General features: G+C 68.3%; 10 protein-coding genes and 1 pseudogene. 5 read left to right on the top strand and 6 right to left on the bottom strand.

Annotation, left to right across the window (positions count from 1 at the left end; genetic code table 11):
• Positions 1–40 precede the first annotated feature (40 nt).
• The 3 genes and pseudogenes from GDJ97_RS06640 to GDJ97_RS06650 all read left to right on the top strand — a co-directional run bounded on the left by GDJ97_RS06640 (position 41) and on the right by GDJ97_RS06650 (position 4,773).
• Positions 41–1,753 (top strand): annotated as a pseudogene (locus GDJ97_RS06640) (ABC transporter ATP-binding protein).
• Positions 1,750–4,170, top strand: a complete 2,421-nt coding sequence (locus GDJ97_RS06645; protein WP_152070516.1) for an ATP-binding cassette domain-containing protein — start codon at positions 1,750–1,752, stop codon at positions 4,168–4,170. The pseudogene GDJ97_RS06640 and the gene GDJ97_RS06645 overlap by 4 nt, the downstream one beginning before the upstream one ends.
• A 15-nt stretch (positions 4,171–4,185) precedes the next feature.
• Positions 4,186–4,773 carry an MptD family putative ECF transporter S component gene (locus GDJ97_RS06650; RefSeq protein ID WP_152070517.1) on the top strand — a complete coding sequence of 196 codons (588 nt, stop codon included), beginning with the start codon at positions 4,186–4,188 and terminating at the stop codon, positions 4,771–4,773.
• Between the two features lie 59 nt (positions 4,774–4,832).
• Here the strand turns inward: GDJ97_RS06650 and GDJ97_RS06655 are convergent, their stop codons facing one another.
• A complete protein-coding gene (locus tag GDJ97_RS06655; protein ID WP_152070518.1) occupies positions 4,833–5,552 on the bottom strand; it encodes a zinc metallopeptidase in 720 nt (239 codons plus the stop codon).
• A gap of 78 nt (positions 5,553–5,630) precedes the next feature.
• Positions 5,631–6,764: a ribonuclease D gene (gene rnd, locus GDJ97_RS06660; RefSeq protein ID WP_152070519.1), complete on the bottom strand. Its 1,134-nt coding sequence runs from the start codon at positions 6,762–6,764 to the stop codon at positions 5,631–5,633.
• Positions 6,765–6,859: 95 nt separating this feature from the next.
• Here rnd and GDJ97_RS06665 point away from each other — a divergent pair, with 95 nt between their 5' ends.
• Positions 6,860–7,774, top strand: a complete 915-nt coding sequence (locus GDJ97_RS06665; RefSeq protein WP_152070520.1) for a diacylglycerol kinase family protein — start codon at positions 6,860–6,862, stop codon at positions 7,772–7,774.
• Positions 7,775–8,095: 321 nt separating this feature from the next.
• Here the strand turns inward: GDJ97_RS06665 and GDJ97_RS06670 are convergent, their stop codons facing one another.
• The 4 genes from GDJ97_RS06670 to GDJ97_RS06685 all read right to left on the bottom strand — a co-directional run bounded on the left by GDJ97_RS06670 (position 8,096) and on the right by GDJ97_RS06685 (position 13,318).
• Positions 8,096–8,842, bottom strand: a complete 747-nt coding sequence (locus tag GDJ97_RS06670) for an energy-coupling factor transporter transmembrane protein EcfT (protein ID WP_152070521.1) — start codon at positions 8,840–8,842, stop codon at positions 8,096–8,098.
• Positions 8,839–10,620: an ABC transporter ATP-binding protein gene (locus GDJ97_RS06675; protein WP_152070522.1), complete on the bottom strand. Its 1,782-nt coding sequence runs from the start codon at positions 10,618–10,620 to the stop codon at positions 8,839–8,841. The genes GDJ97_RS06670 and GDJ97_RS06675 overlap by 4 nt, the downstream gene beginning before the upstream one ends.
• A gap of 130 nt (positions 10,621–10,750) precedes the next feature.
• A complete protein-coding gene (locus GDJ97_RS06680) occupies positions 10,751–11,329 on the bottom strand; it encodes a hypothetical protein (protein ID WP_152070523.1) in 579 nt (192 codons plus the stop codon).
• A gap of 567 nt (positions 11,330–11,896) precedes the next feature.
• Complete coding sequence (locus GDJ97_RS06685; RefSeq protein ID WP_152070524.1) at positions 11,897–13,318, bottom strand: alpha/beta fold hydrolase; 1,422 nt, start codon at positions 13,316–13,318, stop codon at positions 11,897–11,899.
• A 150-nt stretch (positions 13,319–13,468) separates the two neighbouring features.
• On the opposite strand from GDJ97_RS06685, the gene GDJ97_RS06690 reads away from it, so the two are divergent.
• Positions 13,469–14,422, top strand: a complete 954-nt coding sequence (locus tag GDJ97_RS06690; protein ID WP_152070525.1) for a 3-hydroxyacyl-CoA dehydrogenase — start codon at positions 13,469–13,471, stop codon at positions 14,420–14,422.
• The last annotated feature ends 17 nt before the right edge of the window (positions 14,423–14,439 follow it).

Below are 14,439 nucleotides of genomic sequence, written 5' to 3' on the forward strand. Positions count from 1 at the left end.
GTCGTTCGTCCTCATGGCCGTGCTCTTTGCATTCACGCAGATGCATGCGCTGACGACGGACGTCGCGCTCACCGCGGTGGGCATGCTCGCGGCGAGCGTGACGGGGCAGTTCGTCTGCCAGTACCTGAGCGACATCTTCCTCACCCAATCGAGCTACCGGCTCTTCCACGACCTGCGCCTGGAGATCGGCGACAAACTCAAGCGGGCGCCGATGGGCTACTTCTCCGAGCAGCGGCTGGGCAACATCCAGACGGTGCTGACCACCACCATGGGGGACCTCGAGGCGAACTGCGCGCTCGGCCTCTCGTTTTTAGTGGGCGGGTTCTCCCAGGCCCTGTTCATGGGCGCGATGATCACGGTCTTCTGCCCGCCCGTGGGCACGGTGGTCCTCGCCATCCTCGCCCTGGGGGCCATCGCCCTGACGCGCGTGCAGTCCCGGGCCGCGCGCTTCACGGCCCGCATGCAGCGGGCACAGGAGAGCTTGACCGGGCGCTCGATCGAGTACATCCGGGGCATCGCCGTGGTGCGATCGTTTACCGGCACGGGGAGCACGGCCGAGGTCGACCGGGCCTTCGACGAGAAGTACCGGATCGACATCGACTGCACGCGCGGGACCGCCGTGCCCATGAAGCTCTACAGCTCGCTCTTCCGGGTGGGCGCGGCGGTGCTCTTCGGCACGACGGCGCTCCTCGCCGTGGACGGAATCGTGGACACGGCCGTGTGCCTCACGCTCATCGTCGCCTCGTTCCTGGTGTTCATGGAGATCGAGCAGATGGGCGACGGGGCATTTCTCTCCAAGCTGTTGGCGGCCCAGCTCGACCGTCTGGAATCCGTGTTCGACATCCCCGCGATGGACGGCGAGCGGCGAAGCCTGCAGCCCCCGTTCGACATCGAGCTCGCGCACGTGGACTTCTCCTACGGCGAGACGCCCGTGCTCCGCGACGTGTCGCTCACCATCCCCGCCGGAACCACCTGCGCCATCGTGGGACCGTCCGGGTCGGGCAAGACGACGCTCGCCAACCTGATAGCGCGCTTCTGAGACGTGGACGCCGGAGCGGTGCGCGTGGGCGGCACCGACGTGCGCGAGATCGATCCTGAGGCCCTGCTCGCCCAGGTGAGCATGGTCTTCCAGGACGTGTACCTGTTTCACGAGAGCATCGAGGAGAACATCCGCTTCGGCGCGCCCGAGGCGACCCACGAGCAGGTCGTTGCCGCGGCCCGGCGGGCCCGCTGCCACGAGTTCATCACGGCCCTGCCCGCGGGGTACGCCACGGTGGTGGGCGAGGGCGGCTCGACCCTCTCGGGCGGCGAGCGGCAGCGCATCTCGCTGGCGCGCGCCATGCTGAAGGACGCGCCCCTCGTGATCCTGGACGAGGCGACGAGCTCCATCGACCCGGAGAACGAGCTCCTGCTCATCGCGGCCATCGAGGAGCTCACGCGCGGAAAGACGCTCGTGACCATCGCCCACCGCCTCTCGACGGTGCGGACGGCGGACCAGATCGTGGTCATCGACGGCGGACGGGTGGTCCAGCGGGGCACCCATGAGGAGCTCGCGGCGCAGCCGGGCGTGTACGCCCGGTTCCTGGCGGCGCGGGAGGAGGCGGCGTCGTGGACGCTGGCGCGCGGGGCTGCGGTGGGGGCCGGGGTTGGTCCGGAGATTGGTCCGGGGGACGGTCCGGAGGCCGCGGCGCAGCTCACGCCGAAGGCCGGTCCGGGGGCTTCGCCGCGGCTTGCACCGGAGGTCGCGCGATGAGCGAGACGGGGCTGGTCGCCCGGCTGGAGGACGTGGGCTTTCGCTACGAGGGCCGGGACGCCGCGAGCCTGCGGGATCTGTGCTGTGCCGTGCGGCCCGGCGAGTTCGTGGTGCTCACCGGGCCGAGCGGCTGCGGCAAGACGACGCTCGTCCGGTGTCTGAACGGCCTCATCCCCCACTTCTTCCCCGGCGAGCTGACGGGTGCGGACGAGCTCTTCGGGCGCGACGTGCGACAGACCGCCCCCTGGAAGGTGGGCCGGCGGTGTGCCTCCATCTTCCAGGACCCGCGCAGCCAGTTCTTCACCACCAACAGCTCGTGCGAGGCGGCGTTCGCCTGCGAGAACTACGGGGTCCCGCACGACGAGATCGTGCGGCGGGTGGATGCCGCCTTCGCGGCGGGCGGGCTGGAAGGCCTCGCGAACCGGAGCGTCTTCGACCTCTCCAGCGGCGAGCGGCAGAAGGTAGCCTTCGCCGGCGCCTGGGCGATGCAGCCCGACCTGTACGTGCTGGACGAGCCCTCGGCCAACCTCGACCTGGCGAGTATCGAGCGGATGCGCGCGATACTCGCCCGGCTGAAGGCGGCGGGCAAGACCGTCGTCGTGTCCGAGCACCGCCTCTCCTACCTCGCGCACCTGGCCGACCGCGTGCTGTACCTGCGGGACGGACGGCTGGCGGAGGAGTTCTCGGGCGCGGAGCTCCGGAGCCTCGCCCCGGGCGAGCTGCGGCGCCGGGGGCTGCGGGAGCTCGACCTAGGCCGGGTCCGGCTGGGGACGGGCGAGAGACCGGCGACGGGGCGCGGAATGGGACTCGCGGCAGGACCGGGGTTGGTAACGGAACACGGACCGGAAACGGCCGCGGGGCCGGGGCCGGCGGCGAGGCGGGCAGCGGCGCGCCCGGCAGCGACGACGTTCCGCCCGCGGGCGCACCCGACCCCCGAACCGGCCGTCCCCCTCTTCGAAGCCGCCGGTATAGCCTTCGCGCCGCCGCGGTCCCAGCCGATCATCCGCGATCTTGCCCTCACGCTCCGCCGGGGCGAGGTGGTCGCGCTCGTGGGACGGAACGGCTGCGGCAAGACGACGCTCGGCAAGATCATCGCCGGGCTCGTCCCCTGCCGGCGGGGACGATTCCTCGTGGACGGCCGCCGGACGCGGCGCCGCTGGCTCTCGGATGCCGCGTACTTCGTGATGCAGGAGGCCGACTTCCAGCTCTATACGGACAGCGTCCGCGCGGAGCTGCTCCTGGGCCGCGAGGGCGACGCCGAGAGAGTCGCGCGCGCGGACGAGGCCCTGGAGCTGCTGGGGCTCGCGCCCGTTCGGGACGACCACCCGCAATCGCTGTCCGGTGGGCAGAAGCAGCGCGTGACCGTTGCCGCGGCGCTCGTCTCGCAGAAGCCCCTGGTGATTCTCGACGAGCCGACGAGCGGACTGGACTGGGCGAGCATGGCGGCCTGCGCGCGGGCGGTGGGTGCCCTGCGGGACGCGGGCCGCTGCGCGCTCGTCATCACGCACGACCTCGAGTTCATCGCGCGCGCGGCCGACCGGGTGCTCTTCATGGAGGACGGCGCGATCTCGCGCGCGGTCGCGCTGGAAACGGACGCGGACCTGGATGTCGTGCGCGCCTTCATGGCAGGGCTCGCCTGCGATGAAGGGGGCGGCAGGGGGAGCACCGAGACCGGGGCCGAATCCGGGGCCGCCGAGCCCGCCCCGGCACCCGTGCGCGGGTCGCGGGGCCCGGTCCTCGACCCGCGCGTCAAGCTGTTGAACGCGCTCATGGTCTCCACGCTCGCCTTCTCGCTGCCGGGGCGGCTCGCGAGCCTGCCCCTGCTGGCCGCGGGAGCGCTCTTCGCCCTCGCGGTCGGCCGGCCCGGACTCGCCGCCAGGTTCATGGTCGCCTGGGGTGCCCTGTTCGCGCTCGCCCAGGTCGTGCCGCTCGTCCTCGCGTCGATCATCTACTTCCTCTTCCTGCGCGCGGTGGTGGTCGCGCTCGCGGTGGGCACGATGTACGCCACGACCGAGATGGCGGCGCTCGTCACCGCCCTGCGGGCCATGCGGCTGCCGCGGGAGCTCGTGGTTGCCGTCGCCGTGATGCTCCGGTTCATTCCCTCGTTTCAGCAGGACGTGCAATCTATCGCGCAGGGCATGCGGACGCGCGCCGTCGGCGTGACGCCGCTTCGCCTGGTTCGCCATCCCGCGCTCGTGTACGAGGGCTTCGTCGTGCCCCTCATCATGCGCGCGCTCATGACGTCGAGCGAGCTCGCCGCCTCCGCGGAGACGCGCGGCATCAGCTGCCCCTGCCCCAAGACCAGCTACCTCGTCGTAGCGTTCACGGTCCGCGACCTCGTGGCGTGCCTGGCGCTCGTCGCGATGTACGGAATCATTGTCGGAGTGCTCGCATCGGGTGCGATGGCGAGCCTGTAGAGAAGGGAATCTCCCATGTCGGAAACCGCGACCAGACCGTTCCAGATGAAGGACCTGATCACCTGCGCGCTGATGGTGGTCTGCGCCTATGTGATCTACTTCCTCTGCGCGCTGCTGTCCTTCACGCCGTACACGATGGTGTTGGTCTGCCCCCTCTGGGCCGTGCTGGCGGCCATCACCTTCTTCCTGGTGGGGGTGCGGACGCGCAGCTCGCGGATGCTCTTCGTATTCATGGCCGCCGTATCCCTGAGCGGCCTGTACCCGCCCAACATGGCATGCGGCCTGATCGCGGCCATCGCGTGCCTGCTGCTGACGCGGGCCCGGGGCGCGGCGGACCTGCGCGCGCTGACCGCGAGCTGGATGCTCTACGCCGTGGCGACGGCGTTCGGCGGCATGTACGTCCCGTTCCTGTTCTTCTCCCAGCAGACGATCGCGAGCTACGGGAGCATGCACGGCGAGGCCTACCTGGAGACGCTCACCACCATGTCGACGCCCTGGTTCGTAGCGGTCATGCTCTGCGTGACGGCAATCTGCGCGTTCATCGGCTCGCTGGTCGCTCGGAAGCTGCTGAAGAAGCACTTCGAGAAGACGGGCGTGGTGTAGGGCCGGACCTGTCATTCGGGTTCAAATGAACCCGAACGCACGGAAAACCGAACGCTCCGCTAGTCGCGATCCCGGCCGCGCGTCTGGAACAGCAGGTAGAGCAGCTGCAGGATGCTCGTCAGCGCGGCCGCCACGTACGTGAGCGCCGCCGCCGTGAGCACCTGGCGCGCACCGCGCACCTGTGTGTCACTCATGCCGCTCTGCTCGATGTAGGCCACGGCGCGGCGGCTGGCGTCGAACTCAACGGGCAGCGTGACCAGCTGGAACACCACCGAGAACGCGAAGAGTGCGATGGCGAGCGTGGTGAGGCCGGAGACGTTCAGGAACACACCGGCCAGGAACACGAGCATCCAGGCCTGCTGCGTGAAGTTGACCACCGGCACGAGGGCCGAGCGCACGCGCATCATGGCGTAGCCCTGGGCGCGCTGGGCCGCGTGCCCCGCCTCGTGGCAGGCCACGGCCACGCTCGCCACCGAGCCGCCGGAGCGGTTCGCCTCGGAGAGGTAGAGGTTGTTGTCCCGCGGGTCGTAGTGATCGGTGAGCGTGCCCGCCACCGACTTGATGCCCACCTGCGAGCACCCGAGCGCGTCCAACATGCGCCGCGCCACCGCGGCGCCGGTGTCGCCGTCGGAGCGCACCTTCGACCACTTCCGGTAGGTGGAATTGATGTAGGACTGGGTGACGAGGCCCAGCGCCAGCGATGCCACGACCAGCATCAGGTACATCGGGTCGATGCCGTACCCGAAGCCGTAGCCGTATCCCAAACCGTACCCGTACATGCGGATTCCCTCCTGTCAAAAACGCGTTGGACCCCTTGTACCCACAAGCCGGGCGCGTCACGCCCGCCACGGGCCCCGCTACAGCATCTCGATCTTGCGGCCCTTCACCGTGAGTCCGAGATTGCCCGCGAGCAGGTCGTCAAGCAGCGTGCCCACGAGCTCGAAGCGCCAGCCGTCGCGCAGCGGACTCTTCTCCGGATGCTCGATGTAGCCCGCCAGGTCCTCCCGCGTGGCGATGATGCTCGTCGCCACGCCGCTGCGCTCGCTCACCAGGCGAATGAGCGCGTACATGAGGTCGACGATGCTTTCGAGCTCGGCGTCCATGGCCTTGCGCCCACGCTCCAGGTTGGGCAGGTTCTCCGCCGGGCACCGGGCACCGTTCGCCGCCGCGGCGAGCACAGCCTGCACGTCCCGGTCGGAAAGCTCCTCGGTGCCGCGCACGCGCCGGAGCTCCGGCGCCGTGCGAGGCGGCCGCTTGGCGAGCGCCACGAGTACCTCGTCCGACATGATCCAGCGGCGCGGGATATCGTGCGCCATGGCACGGCGCTCGCGCCACGCCGCGAGCTCGCGCGCAACGCCCTGCTGCCGCCGCGTCAGGCCGCTCACCCGTTTGACCTTGCGGTACGCGGAGCGTGGGTCGAGCACGTAATGCTCGAGCTTGGTGAGCGGGCGCGTCTCGTCCATCACCCAGGAGGCACGGCCCGTCTCGGCAAGGCGCTCGGAGATGACGTCGAACACGCGGATGAGGTAGCGCACGTCGTCAACCGCGTAGTCTATCTGCTCGGGCGTGAGGGGACGGGCGCTCCAATCGGTGAGCGACTCGCTCTTGGGGAGTGTCACGCCGCAGAACGCGTGCACGAGCGCGTTATAGGAGCTCTGCTGCCGCTCACCCAGAAACGCGGCCGCCACCTGGGTGTCGAAGATGGGCGCGGGCAGCGTGCCCAGCACGTGGTAGAGCACCTCCATATCCTGTGAGCAGGCATGGAAGACCTTGATGACCTCCTCATCGGCCATGAGCCTGGCAAGCGGCTCCAAGTCCTCGATGGTCAGGGGGTCGATCACCACGCACTCGTCCGGTGTGGCGACCTGCACCAGGCAGAGCTTGGCATGGTAGGTCCGCTCGCGCAGGAACTCCGTGTCAACGGCAACGGCATCGAAGGAGCGGGCCCGTTCGCAGAAGGCCGCCAACTCGTCAGATGTGGAGATGTACATGTCTCTCCCGTATTATTCACTCACCCATGCGGGGGCGGGTAGGATTACGATCGTTCCTACTATAACCGCCCAGGCACAGAACGGAGGCCACGCCCATGCGCTGCCTCATCATCCACAACCCCGCTTCCGGTCCGCGCTCGGACGAGATCTTCGCCTTTGCCCACGCGCTCTCGCGGGCGGACGACGAGGTCGTCTTCCGCTTCATCGGCGACGGTATGGAGCCCGAGGACGCCACACGCGACGCGCGAAGCTTCGACCGCGTGGTCGCTTCCGGCGGCGATGGCAGCGTCTCGAGCATCCTCTACCAGCTGCGCGACACCGGCGTGCCCGTGCTCGTGTTCCCCTCGGGCACCTCCAACCTGTTCTTCAACAACATCGGCAACGCCCCGGAACCGGCCGCGCTCGCCCAAGCCTGCCGCGCAGGCAAGACCGCCCAGGTGGATATGGGCGAGCTCTCGTGGAAGGACGAGAACGGCGAGGAACGACGCCATGGATTCATCATCATCGCCGGCACGGGCTTCGATGCCGAGATCATGCAGAAGGCCGAGGCCAGCCACGGCGACATGGGCGAGATCGCCTACTTCCTCTCCGCCCTCTCCACGCCCTCCCCGCAGGTGGCGCACTTCACCATCGAGCACGACGGCCAGGTGGACGAACTGGACGGCATCGGCTGCATGGCGGGCAACACCGCCGTGATCCAGAACGAGATCAACCTCTTCCCCAACTGCCGTATGGACGACGGCCTCATCGACATCGCCGTGATCGAGCCGGCGAAGCTGGTCGAGCTGCTCCCCACCGTGATCGCCGGCATGCTAGACCCCGCCGGCAAGGGCCTAGGTCGCCCGCAGTTCAAGCTCTTCCAGGCACGCGAGGCACGCGTGACGGTCACACCCTCGCTCGGTATGGAGTTCGACGGCGAGGTCATTCCCGGCAAGCCCACCGAGTTCTCGGCGCGAGCCCTGCCCAAATGCCTGAACCTGATCATCGACCGGTTCTCCTCGCTGGCCTAGACTGACCTGACGGCCGGACGGCCCCGCGTACCCTGCGTTCAGTCCTCGCGAGACTGGAAAACGGCTTCGCCGTTTTCGCAGTTCGCTGCGGAGTGTCGCTTCGGGTACGCGGGGCCGTCCGGCCTTTGTTGCCCTGCTTGTGCGAAGCGCGATCGGCGCGGTGCTCCTAAAAAAGAAATAACTAGGTTGCAGCTCGTCGGTGACGGCGCGGAGCCGGCTGCGGGTCGCCCGTTCCCGCGGCTTCTCCGGGAAGTCTTCCAGTCTCGCGAGGACCAGCGCACCCGCCCCCGGCGGCCGTGGCAACCCGTGGGCGGCTCTCAACTAGAACGCGATGCCCAGGGCGATGAGGCCCACGGCAATGACGAGGGCGGTCACGTCCATGGGAGCCATGGGGTAGCGCTTGTAGCTGCTAGCGCGCGTGCGGAGGTAGAAGCCACGCTGCTCGGCGGCGAGGGCCGTGGCGTCGGCCTTGCCCACCGAGCTCACGAGCAGCGGAATGCAGAGCGGCAGCATGAGCGTGAGCTTGCGGAAGGGGTTCTTGGTGTCGTACTCCACGCCGCGGGCGGTCTGAGCCTCCATGATGGCGTTCATCTCCTGGCCGAAGATGGGCACGAAGCGGAGCGCCGTGGTGAAGGTGAACGCGTACTTGTAGGGCACGTGCAGCTTCTCAACGCAGGCGTTCGCGAGGTCATTCAGCTTGGTCACGGTCAGCATGAGGATGAGCGGCAGCGCCACGCCGAGGAGTCGCAGACATGCCTTGGAGCCCGTGACCGCGCCGTCCGTCGTCATCCAGAACACCAGAGGCGCGCCCGTGCGCATGAAGGCCGTCTGGAGCAGGAACATCACCACCGCGAGCGGCACCAGCAGCTTGAGCAGGGAGGCCAGACGGTTGAAGACCCCGGCGTAGACGCCGAGGACGAGCGTGAGGGCGAGCAGCCCCAGCAGCATGGGGTAGGTGTCCGCCGTGAAGGTGGCGATGATGATGCCGGCCGCGAGGCCGAGCTTGGCGACGGGGTTCATGCGATGCAGCACTGTGGTGCCAGGCACGTAGTCGATGACGTTGATCATCGGGCGACCATCTCCTCCACAACCGAAACCACGTCGTCCACCTCGGAGAGGCCCGCGAACGCCGGCGAGATGGTGCGCGCCAGGCGCTCGGAGAGCTCCGTCACCTGCGGCGGGGCGATGCTCGCCTCGCGCATGAGGTCGCCCTCGCCAAAGACCTGGCGCGTGGGGCCGCGGCCGAGGATGCGCCCCTGGGCCATGACCACCAGGCGCTCGGCGAAGTCCGAGACCACCTCCATATCGTGGCAGACCATGATGACGGCGCTGCCGCGCTCGGCCATCTCGGAAACGGTTTCCATGACGGTCATGCACTCGCGGTAATCCAGGCCGCTCGTAGGCTCGTCCAACACGATGACCTCTGGCTCCATGACGACCACGCTCGCAAGGGCGATCTTTTGCCGCTGCCCGCGCGAGAGCGAGAACGGGGCCTCCTCCGCCGGCAGGCCGAAGCGCTCGATCACGCGCTGCGCGCGCTCGCGGGCCTCCTCCTGCGGCGTACCGGTGAGCACCAGGCCGAAGGCGACCTCATCGAGCACCGTCTCGCGGCAGATCTGGCGGTCGGGATTCTGAAAGAGCGTCGACAGGTGGGCGGCGATGCGGCTCACCGGCGCCTCGCGCGTGTCCAGGCCGGCCACGGTGACCACGCCCGAACTGGGCTTGAGCAGGCCGTTCAGCAGTTTGGTGAGGGTGGTCTTGCCCGCACCGTTCTGCCCCACCACGCCCACGAGCTCGCCGGGATAGACGGCAAGCTCGAGATTCTGCACGGAAGCCCCGCCGCCGGGATAGGAGAAGCACACGTCCTCGAAGGACACCGCGGGCTTGGCACCCTCGGCCTTGGGCCGGGGCGCGGGTGCATGCGGGGACGACGCGGGCAAGGCCGCTTCGGAGACGACCGCCGCCTTCGCCGAGCCCGCCGCCGCGGTCTCGCGGCCACCCAGCGCGCGGGCGATGAGCTGCTCCGCCTCGGACACGTTCAAGCACGGGCTCCCCGCCGGCACGACCCCGTCCGCTACCAGACGGTTGTAGATGCGCGTCACGCGCGGGCTGTCGCACCCGATGCGACGCAGTTCCTCACCGTGCGCGAAGACCTCGTGCGGAGCGCCGGAAAAGACGATCTTGCCGGCGTCCATCACCATCACGCGGTCGCAGTACTCCGAGAGCATCGCGACCTTCTGCTCCATCACCACCACGGTGACACCGCGTTCGCGGTTGATGCGCCGCAGCGTGTCGTACACGAGCTGCGTGGCGGCGGGGTCGAGGGCGGCCGTGGGCTCATCCAGCACGAGCACGCGCGGGCCCATGGCGAGGATCGCCGCGATGGCGACCTTCTGCTTCTGCCCACCCGAGAGCGTGGCGATCTCGCGATGGCGCAGGTCGGCGATGCCGACGGTCTCGAGCGTCTGCACGAGGCGCTGCTCGATCTGGTCGTGCGGCACGCCGAAGTTCTCCATACCGAAGAGCATCTCGTCCTCCACCACGGAGGCGACCATCTGCGCGTCGATGTCCTGCAGCACGCTTCCCACCACCGAGGAGATGTCGGTCAGCGTGGCCTCGCAGGTATCGAGCCCCTGCACGTACGTGACACCGTAGAGCTGGCCGTGGAAGTGGTGCGGAATCGCCCCGGACAGCACGGCCGCCAACGTGGAGCGCCCCGAGCCCGCGGGGCCGATCACGCCCACGAACTCGCCTTCCCGGACGGAAAGCGACACGTGGTCGAGCGCGACCTGCGAGCTCGCGCCGTAGCTGAACGAGACGTCCTTCATCTCGATGATAGGAGCCATGCGGCCTTCCCCTTCATGCGTTGACGAAAACGGGCCGCCAAGGTGACGGCCCGTCAATACTACCGCAACCGGCGCAAATGCAACCTCCTCGGTACGGCGAACTCGCGGCTCGCCCGAGCGTTCGAAGATGCTACTCGACCTTCAACGCCTTCTTGATGGGGATGTAGAGCGCGGCCACGAGCACGGCGTTGAAGACGGCCGTGGCAAAGATGACGGGGAGCATGGCGGCAGGCAGCACGGCGACCATCTCGGCGGAGAAGCCAAAGAGCGCGAGCTTGATGACCATGAAGATCACGCCGGAGAGCACCGTGGTCACGAACGTGCCCACCGCGGGGATGGCAGCCTTGGCGCCGGACTTCACGCCAGCGCTGACGATAGCGGCCATGACCATGGCGGCGACGCCCTCGGCGGCAAAGTCAACGAACGGCGAGGTGGTGGTGATCTGAATCACCGCAGCGGAGATGAGGCCGATGATCAGGGCCTGGAAGATGTTGGGACGCACGACCAGGATGGTCAGGCAGAAGGCGGAGATGATGAACTCTGGGCTGATGGCGCCGCCGGTAGCGCCGGAGATGACCTTGCCCACGGTGAAGTCCAGGATGAAGCCGGCGGCGAGGAGCACGGCGAGGAGCACGAGGGCCTTGATATCCAGCTTGCCGTGATCGACGGACTCGACGGTGCGGGGCTGGGCGGTGGTGGTCTGAGACATGGCAGTTTCCTTTCGAACGTGACTATCCTGGAATGGCGTTTGATGATTGCTGGAGACGGACGAAGGCGCGCGATGCGATTTCGCTCGGTCGTCTTCGCGGGGGACGGCATAAGAAAAGGCCCCCGGTCAGACCGGAGGCCTTGGCAGCTGCTACGAGGCAGGAGCGAGGAGACTCACCGTCGACCGAACGAGTTCACATCGCGCCACCACCAGTTGTTGAGCATGGTGTTCTGCATGGTGGTGACTCCTTTCGGTGAGTTGGCTCTTTTGCTTAGCCCGGCACTATAGCACAGTGGAGTGCTCGCGCAAGCGCCTGTTTCCAATCGGTTACGCGCCCGCTCGGGAGGGGCGGCCCGGCAACGCCCCGGCGCCTTCCGCAGCGAGCTGAGAAAGCGTCGAAGCCGAGCCCAGGAACGGGCGGCGGCCCGATTGCTTGCCTCAACCCTCGGCGAACGAACCCGTTTTAGCCCGTTCCCGCGGCTCGGCGCAGACGTTTTCCAGCTTCGCGAGGACGCGTCGGGGCGTTGCCGGGCCGTCCCTCCCGAGCGGGCGCGCAGCTCATCTCCTCTAGAAGATGCTGGACAGGTCTCCCCTGTTCAGGGCCTCGTCGAAGATATGCTTGAACACCGCGCTACCGTGGAGGCCATCGTGCTCGAACTCGTTGGTCACCCAGGCATGGCTGGCGCCCACGCGCGAGAGCGTATCTAGCTGCAGGCCGGAATCAACGTAGAGGTCGTCGAAGTAAACGGCGGCCTGGAGCGGCACCTCGTTGGCGGCAAGCGCTTGAGGGTCGTAGATGCAATCGAACTCCACGTCCTCCATCAGCAGGTCCATGGCCGGGGCGAAGGGCGCGAGCAGCGGGTCCTCGGCAAACATCCAGGGGAACATCGCCTCGCCCGTGAACAGGAGCGGGCGCGCCGCGGGCTGGAACTCGGAACGGCTCCCATACTCGCGCGCGGCGGCCCAGCAGATGGGCTCCGCCAGCTCGCCGTCGGCGTAGATGAATTCCTGGAGGGTCCAGTAAAGCGGATTCGCCGCCGTGGAGGTGCGGTCAAGCGCGGCGGCGAGGAACGCGTCGGTGACGGTGAGGCTCGCGGGGTCCGCGCCCGCGACAATCGACCCGTCGCCTTCCTCGAAGGCGGTGTCCAAGATGTTGTGCATGCGCTCGAAGCTGGGCTTCATGCCAAAGTCGGAGCCCATGAGCTGCAGGCGGCGCACCGTCATGGGAGCGCCGTCCGCGAGCCGCACGTCGCCTTTCGCCAAGCGGTCGGCCAGGGCGGACACACGGGCCTCGTCCTCCGGATAGCGCTCGTAGAACTGGGCGGTCTTTCTCGCCATGCGCGGGAACGTGTGGGCGTAGACCTCCCTCGCGCTCGCGGGCACGTGGGGAATACCGCCGCAGGTGAAGCTCGCGGAGACGCCCTCGGGATAGAACGAGAGGTAGGTCAGGGTGAGGAAGCCGCCGTAGCTCTGGCCGAGGGTGGTCCAGGGACGGCCATCGAACTCCGTCAGGCGCAGGTACTCGAAGTCGCGCACGATCGAGCGGGCGAGGAAGCGCTTGAGGTAGTCCGCCTGGGCGCGGGCACCGGGCACGCGCTCCGTCATATGCCGTGAGACGCGGGCGCTCCGGCCCGTGCCGCGCTGATCCGGAAGCACCACGCGGAAGCGCTTCACGGCCTCCGCCACCCAGCCGTCGGATGCGGGCGAGGTCAGGCGCGGGCCCTGCCCGCCGGGGCCTCCCTGCAGAAACACCAGGAGCGGCAGGTCGCGATGCGCGTTCTCGGGCGCGCAGACCGTGCGGTAGAAGAGCCGGATGGTCTCGGGCGTACCGGCGATCGGCGCGCGGCGGGTTGCCTCGGGGCCTGCGGACCGGGCGTTCCGGTCGGCCGCGAGCCGGGCGGGTTCCAACCCGCGCCAATCGAGCGGAACGTCGATCGCATGGTCCTCCACATAGAGGCCGGGCAGGTAATAGGAAGCGAGCTTGGTCATGGAATCCTCCGAGCGTCGATGATCAGACCAGTATAGCCCGCAACCCGCGTCGCTCGCCGGCACGCCCGTATCGAGACACGGCGGCGGGGGCATACTGTGGTCGCCCATAGCCTATCGGGCGGCCGGCGCCGCTCGCGAAGGGAGTGTTCCATGGACATCAAAAAAGTCGTGGTCGCCGGCGGCGGCGTGCTGGGAAGCCAGATCGCATTCCAGACCGCCTACTCGGGGTACGACGTGACCATCTGGCTCCGGAGCGAAGGCTCCATCGGACGCTGCCGGCCCAAACTCGACCGCCTGCGCGACACGTACCTGGCAACGCTCGACGCCATGGCGGCGAACCCCGCGGCTCCCGGCGCCTACGCATACGGCCTCATGCCCCGCGAGGACGCGACGCCCGAGACCTGCGAGGCCGCGAAGGAAAGGGTCAAGGCCGCATACAAGGGCATCAAGCTCGTACTGGACTACGAGGAAGCCTTCCGCGACGCCGACCTCGTCATCGAGTCCATCGCCGAGAACCCGCAGGAAAAGATCGCCTTCTACACCGAGATCGCCAAGCACCTGCCGGCGCATGCCATCGTGTGCACCAACTCGTCCACCATGCTGCCGAGCACCTTTGCCGCGTACACAGGATGCCCCGAGCGCTACCTGGCGCTCCACTTCGCCAACTCCATCTGGAAGAACCCGCTCGCCGAGGTCATGCCGCACGCCGGCACCGACACGGCGAACCTCGCCGAGGTCATGAAGTTCGCCGCGAGCATTCGCATGATTCCCGTCAAGGTGCTGAAGGAGCAGCCGGGCTACCTGCTGAACTCCATGCTGGTGCCGTTCCTCATCTCCGCGGAGAGTCTGCTCGCCGGCGGCATCGGCGATGTCGCCGACATCGACATGGCCTGGAAGCTGGGCACGGGCGCCCCGCTCGGCCCGTTCCAGATCCTGGATATCGTGGGGCTCACCACGGCCTACAACATCACCGCCATGGCGGCGGCGAAGGACCCCGAGAACAAGGCCATCGCCGCGTCCGCCACGATGCTCAAGGCCAAGGTGGATGCCGGGGAGACCGGCGTCAACGCAGGCAAAGGCTTCTACGAGTACCCGGCGAAGTAAGCGCCAGGAACACGAGG

The organism is Collinsella sp. AK_207A, from assembly GCF_902501965.1.
Lineage (GTDB): Bacteria > Actinomycetota > Coriobacteriia > Coriobacteriales > Coriobacteriaceae > Collinsella.

Excerpts from the sequence above, each read along its gene's own strand:
- GDJ97_RS06670 (WP_152070521.1), bottom strand. The coding sequence starts at position 8,842 with ATGATCAACGTCATCGACTACGTGCCTGGCACCACAGTGCTGCATCGC.
- GDJ97_RS06685 (WP_152070524.1), bottom strand. The coding sequence starts at position 13,318 with ATGACCAAGCTCGCTTCCTATTACCTGCCCGGCCTCTATGTGGAGGAC.
- GDJ97_RS06690 (WP_152070525.1), top strand. The coding sequence starts at position 13,469 with ATGGACATCAAAAAAGTCGTGGTCGCCGGCGGCGGCGTGCTGGGAAGC.
- GDJ97_RS06655 (WP_152070518.1), bottom strand. The coding sequence starts at position 5,552 with ATGTACGGGTACGGTTTGGGATACGGCTACGGCTTCGGGTACGGCATC.
- rnd (WP_152070519.1), bottom strand. The coding sequence starts at position 6,764 with ATGTACATCTCCACATCTGACGAGTTGGCGGCCTTCTGCGAACGGGCC.
- GDJ97_RS06680 (WP_152070523.1), bottom strand. The coding sequence starts at position 11,329 with ATGTCTCAGACCACCACCGCCCAGCCCCGCACCGTCGAGTCCGTCGAT.
- GDJ97_RS06665 (WP_152070520.1), top strand. The coding sequence starts at position 6,860 with ATGCGCTGCCTCATCATCCACAACCCCGCTTCCGGTCCGCGCTCGGAC.
- GDJ97_RS06675 (WP_152070522.1), bottom strand. The coding sequence starts at position 10,620 with ATGGCTCCTATCATCGAGATGAAGGACGTCTCGTTCAGCTACGGCGCG.
- GDJ97_RS06650 (WP_152070517.1), top strand. The coding sequence starts at position 4,186 with ATGTCGGAAACCGCGACCAGACCGTTCCAGATGAAGGACCTGATCACC.
- GDJ97_RS06645 (WP_152070516.1), top strand. The coding sequence starts at position 1,750 with ATGAGCGAGACGGGGCTGGTCGCCCGGCTGGAGGACGTGGGCTTTCGC.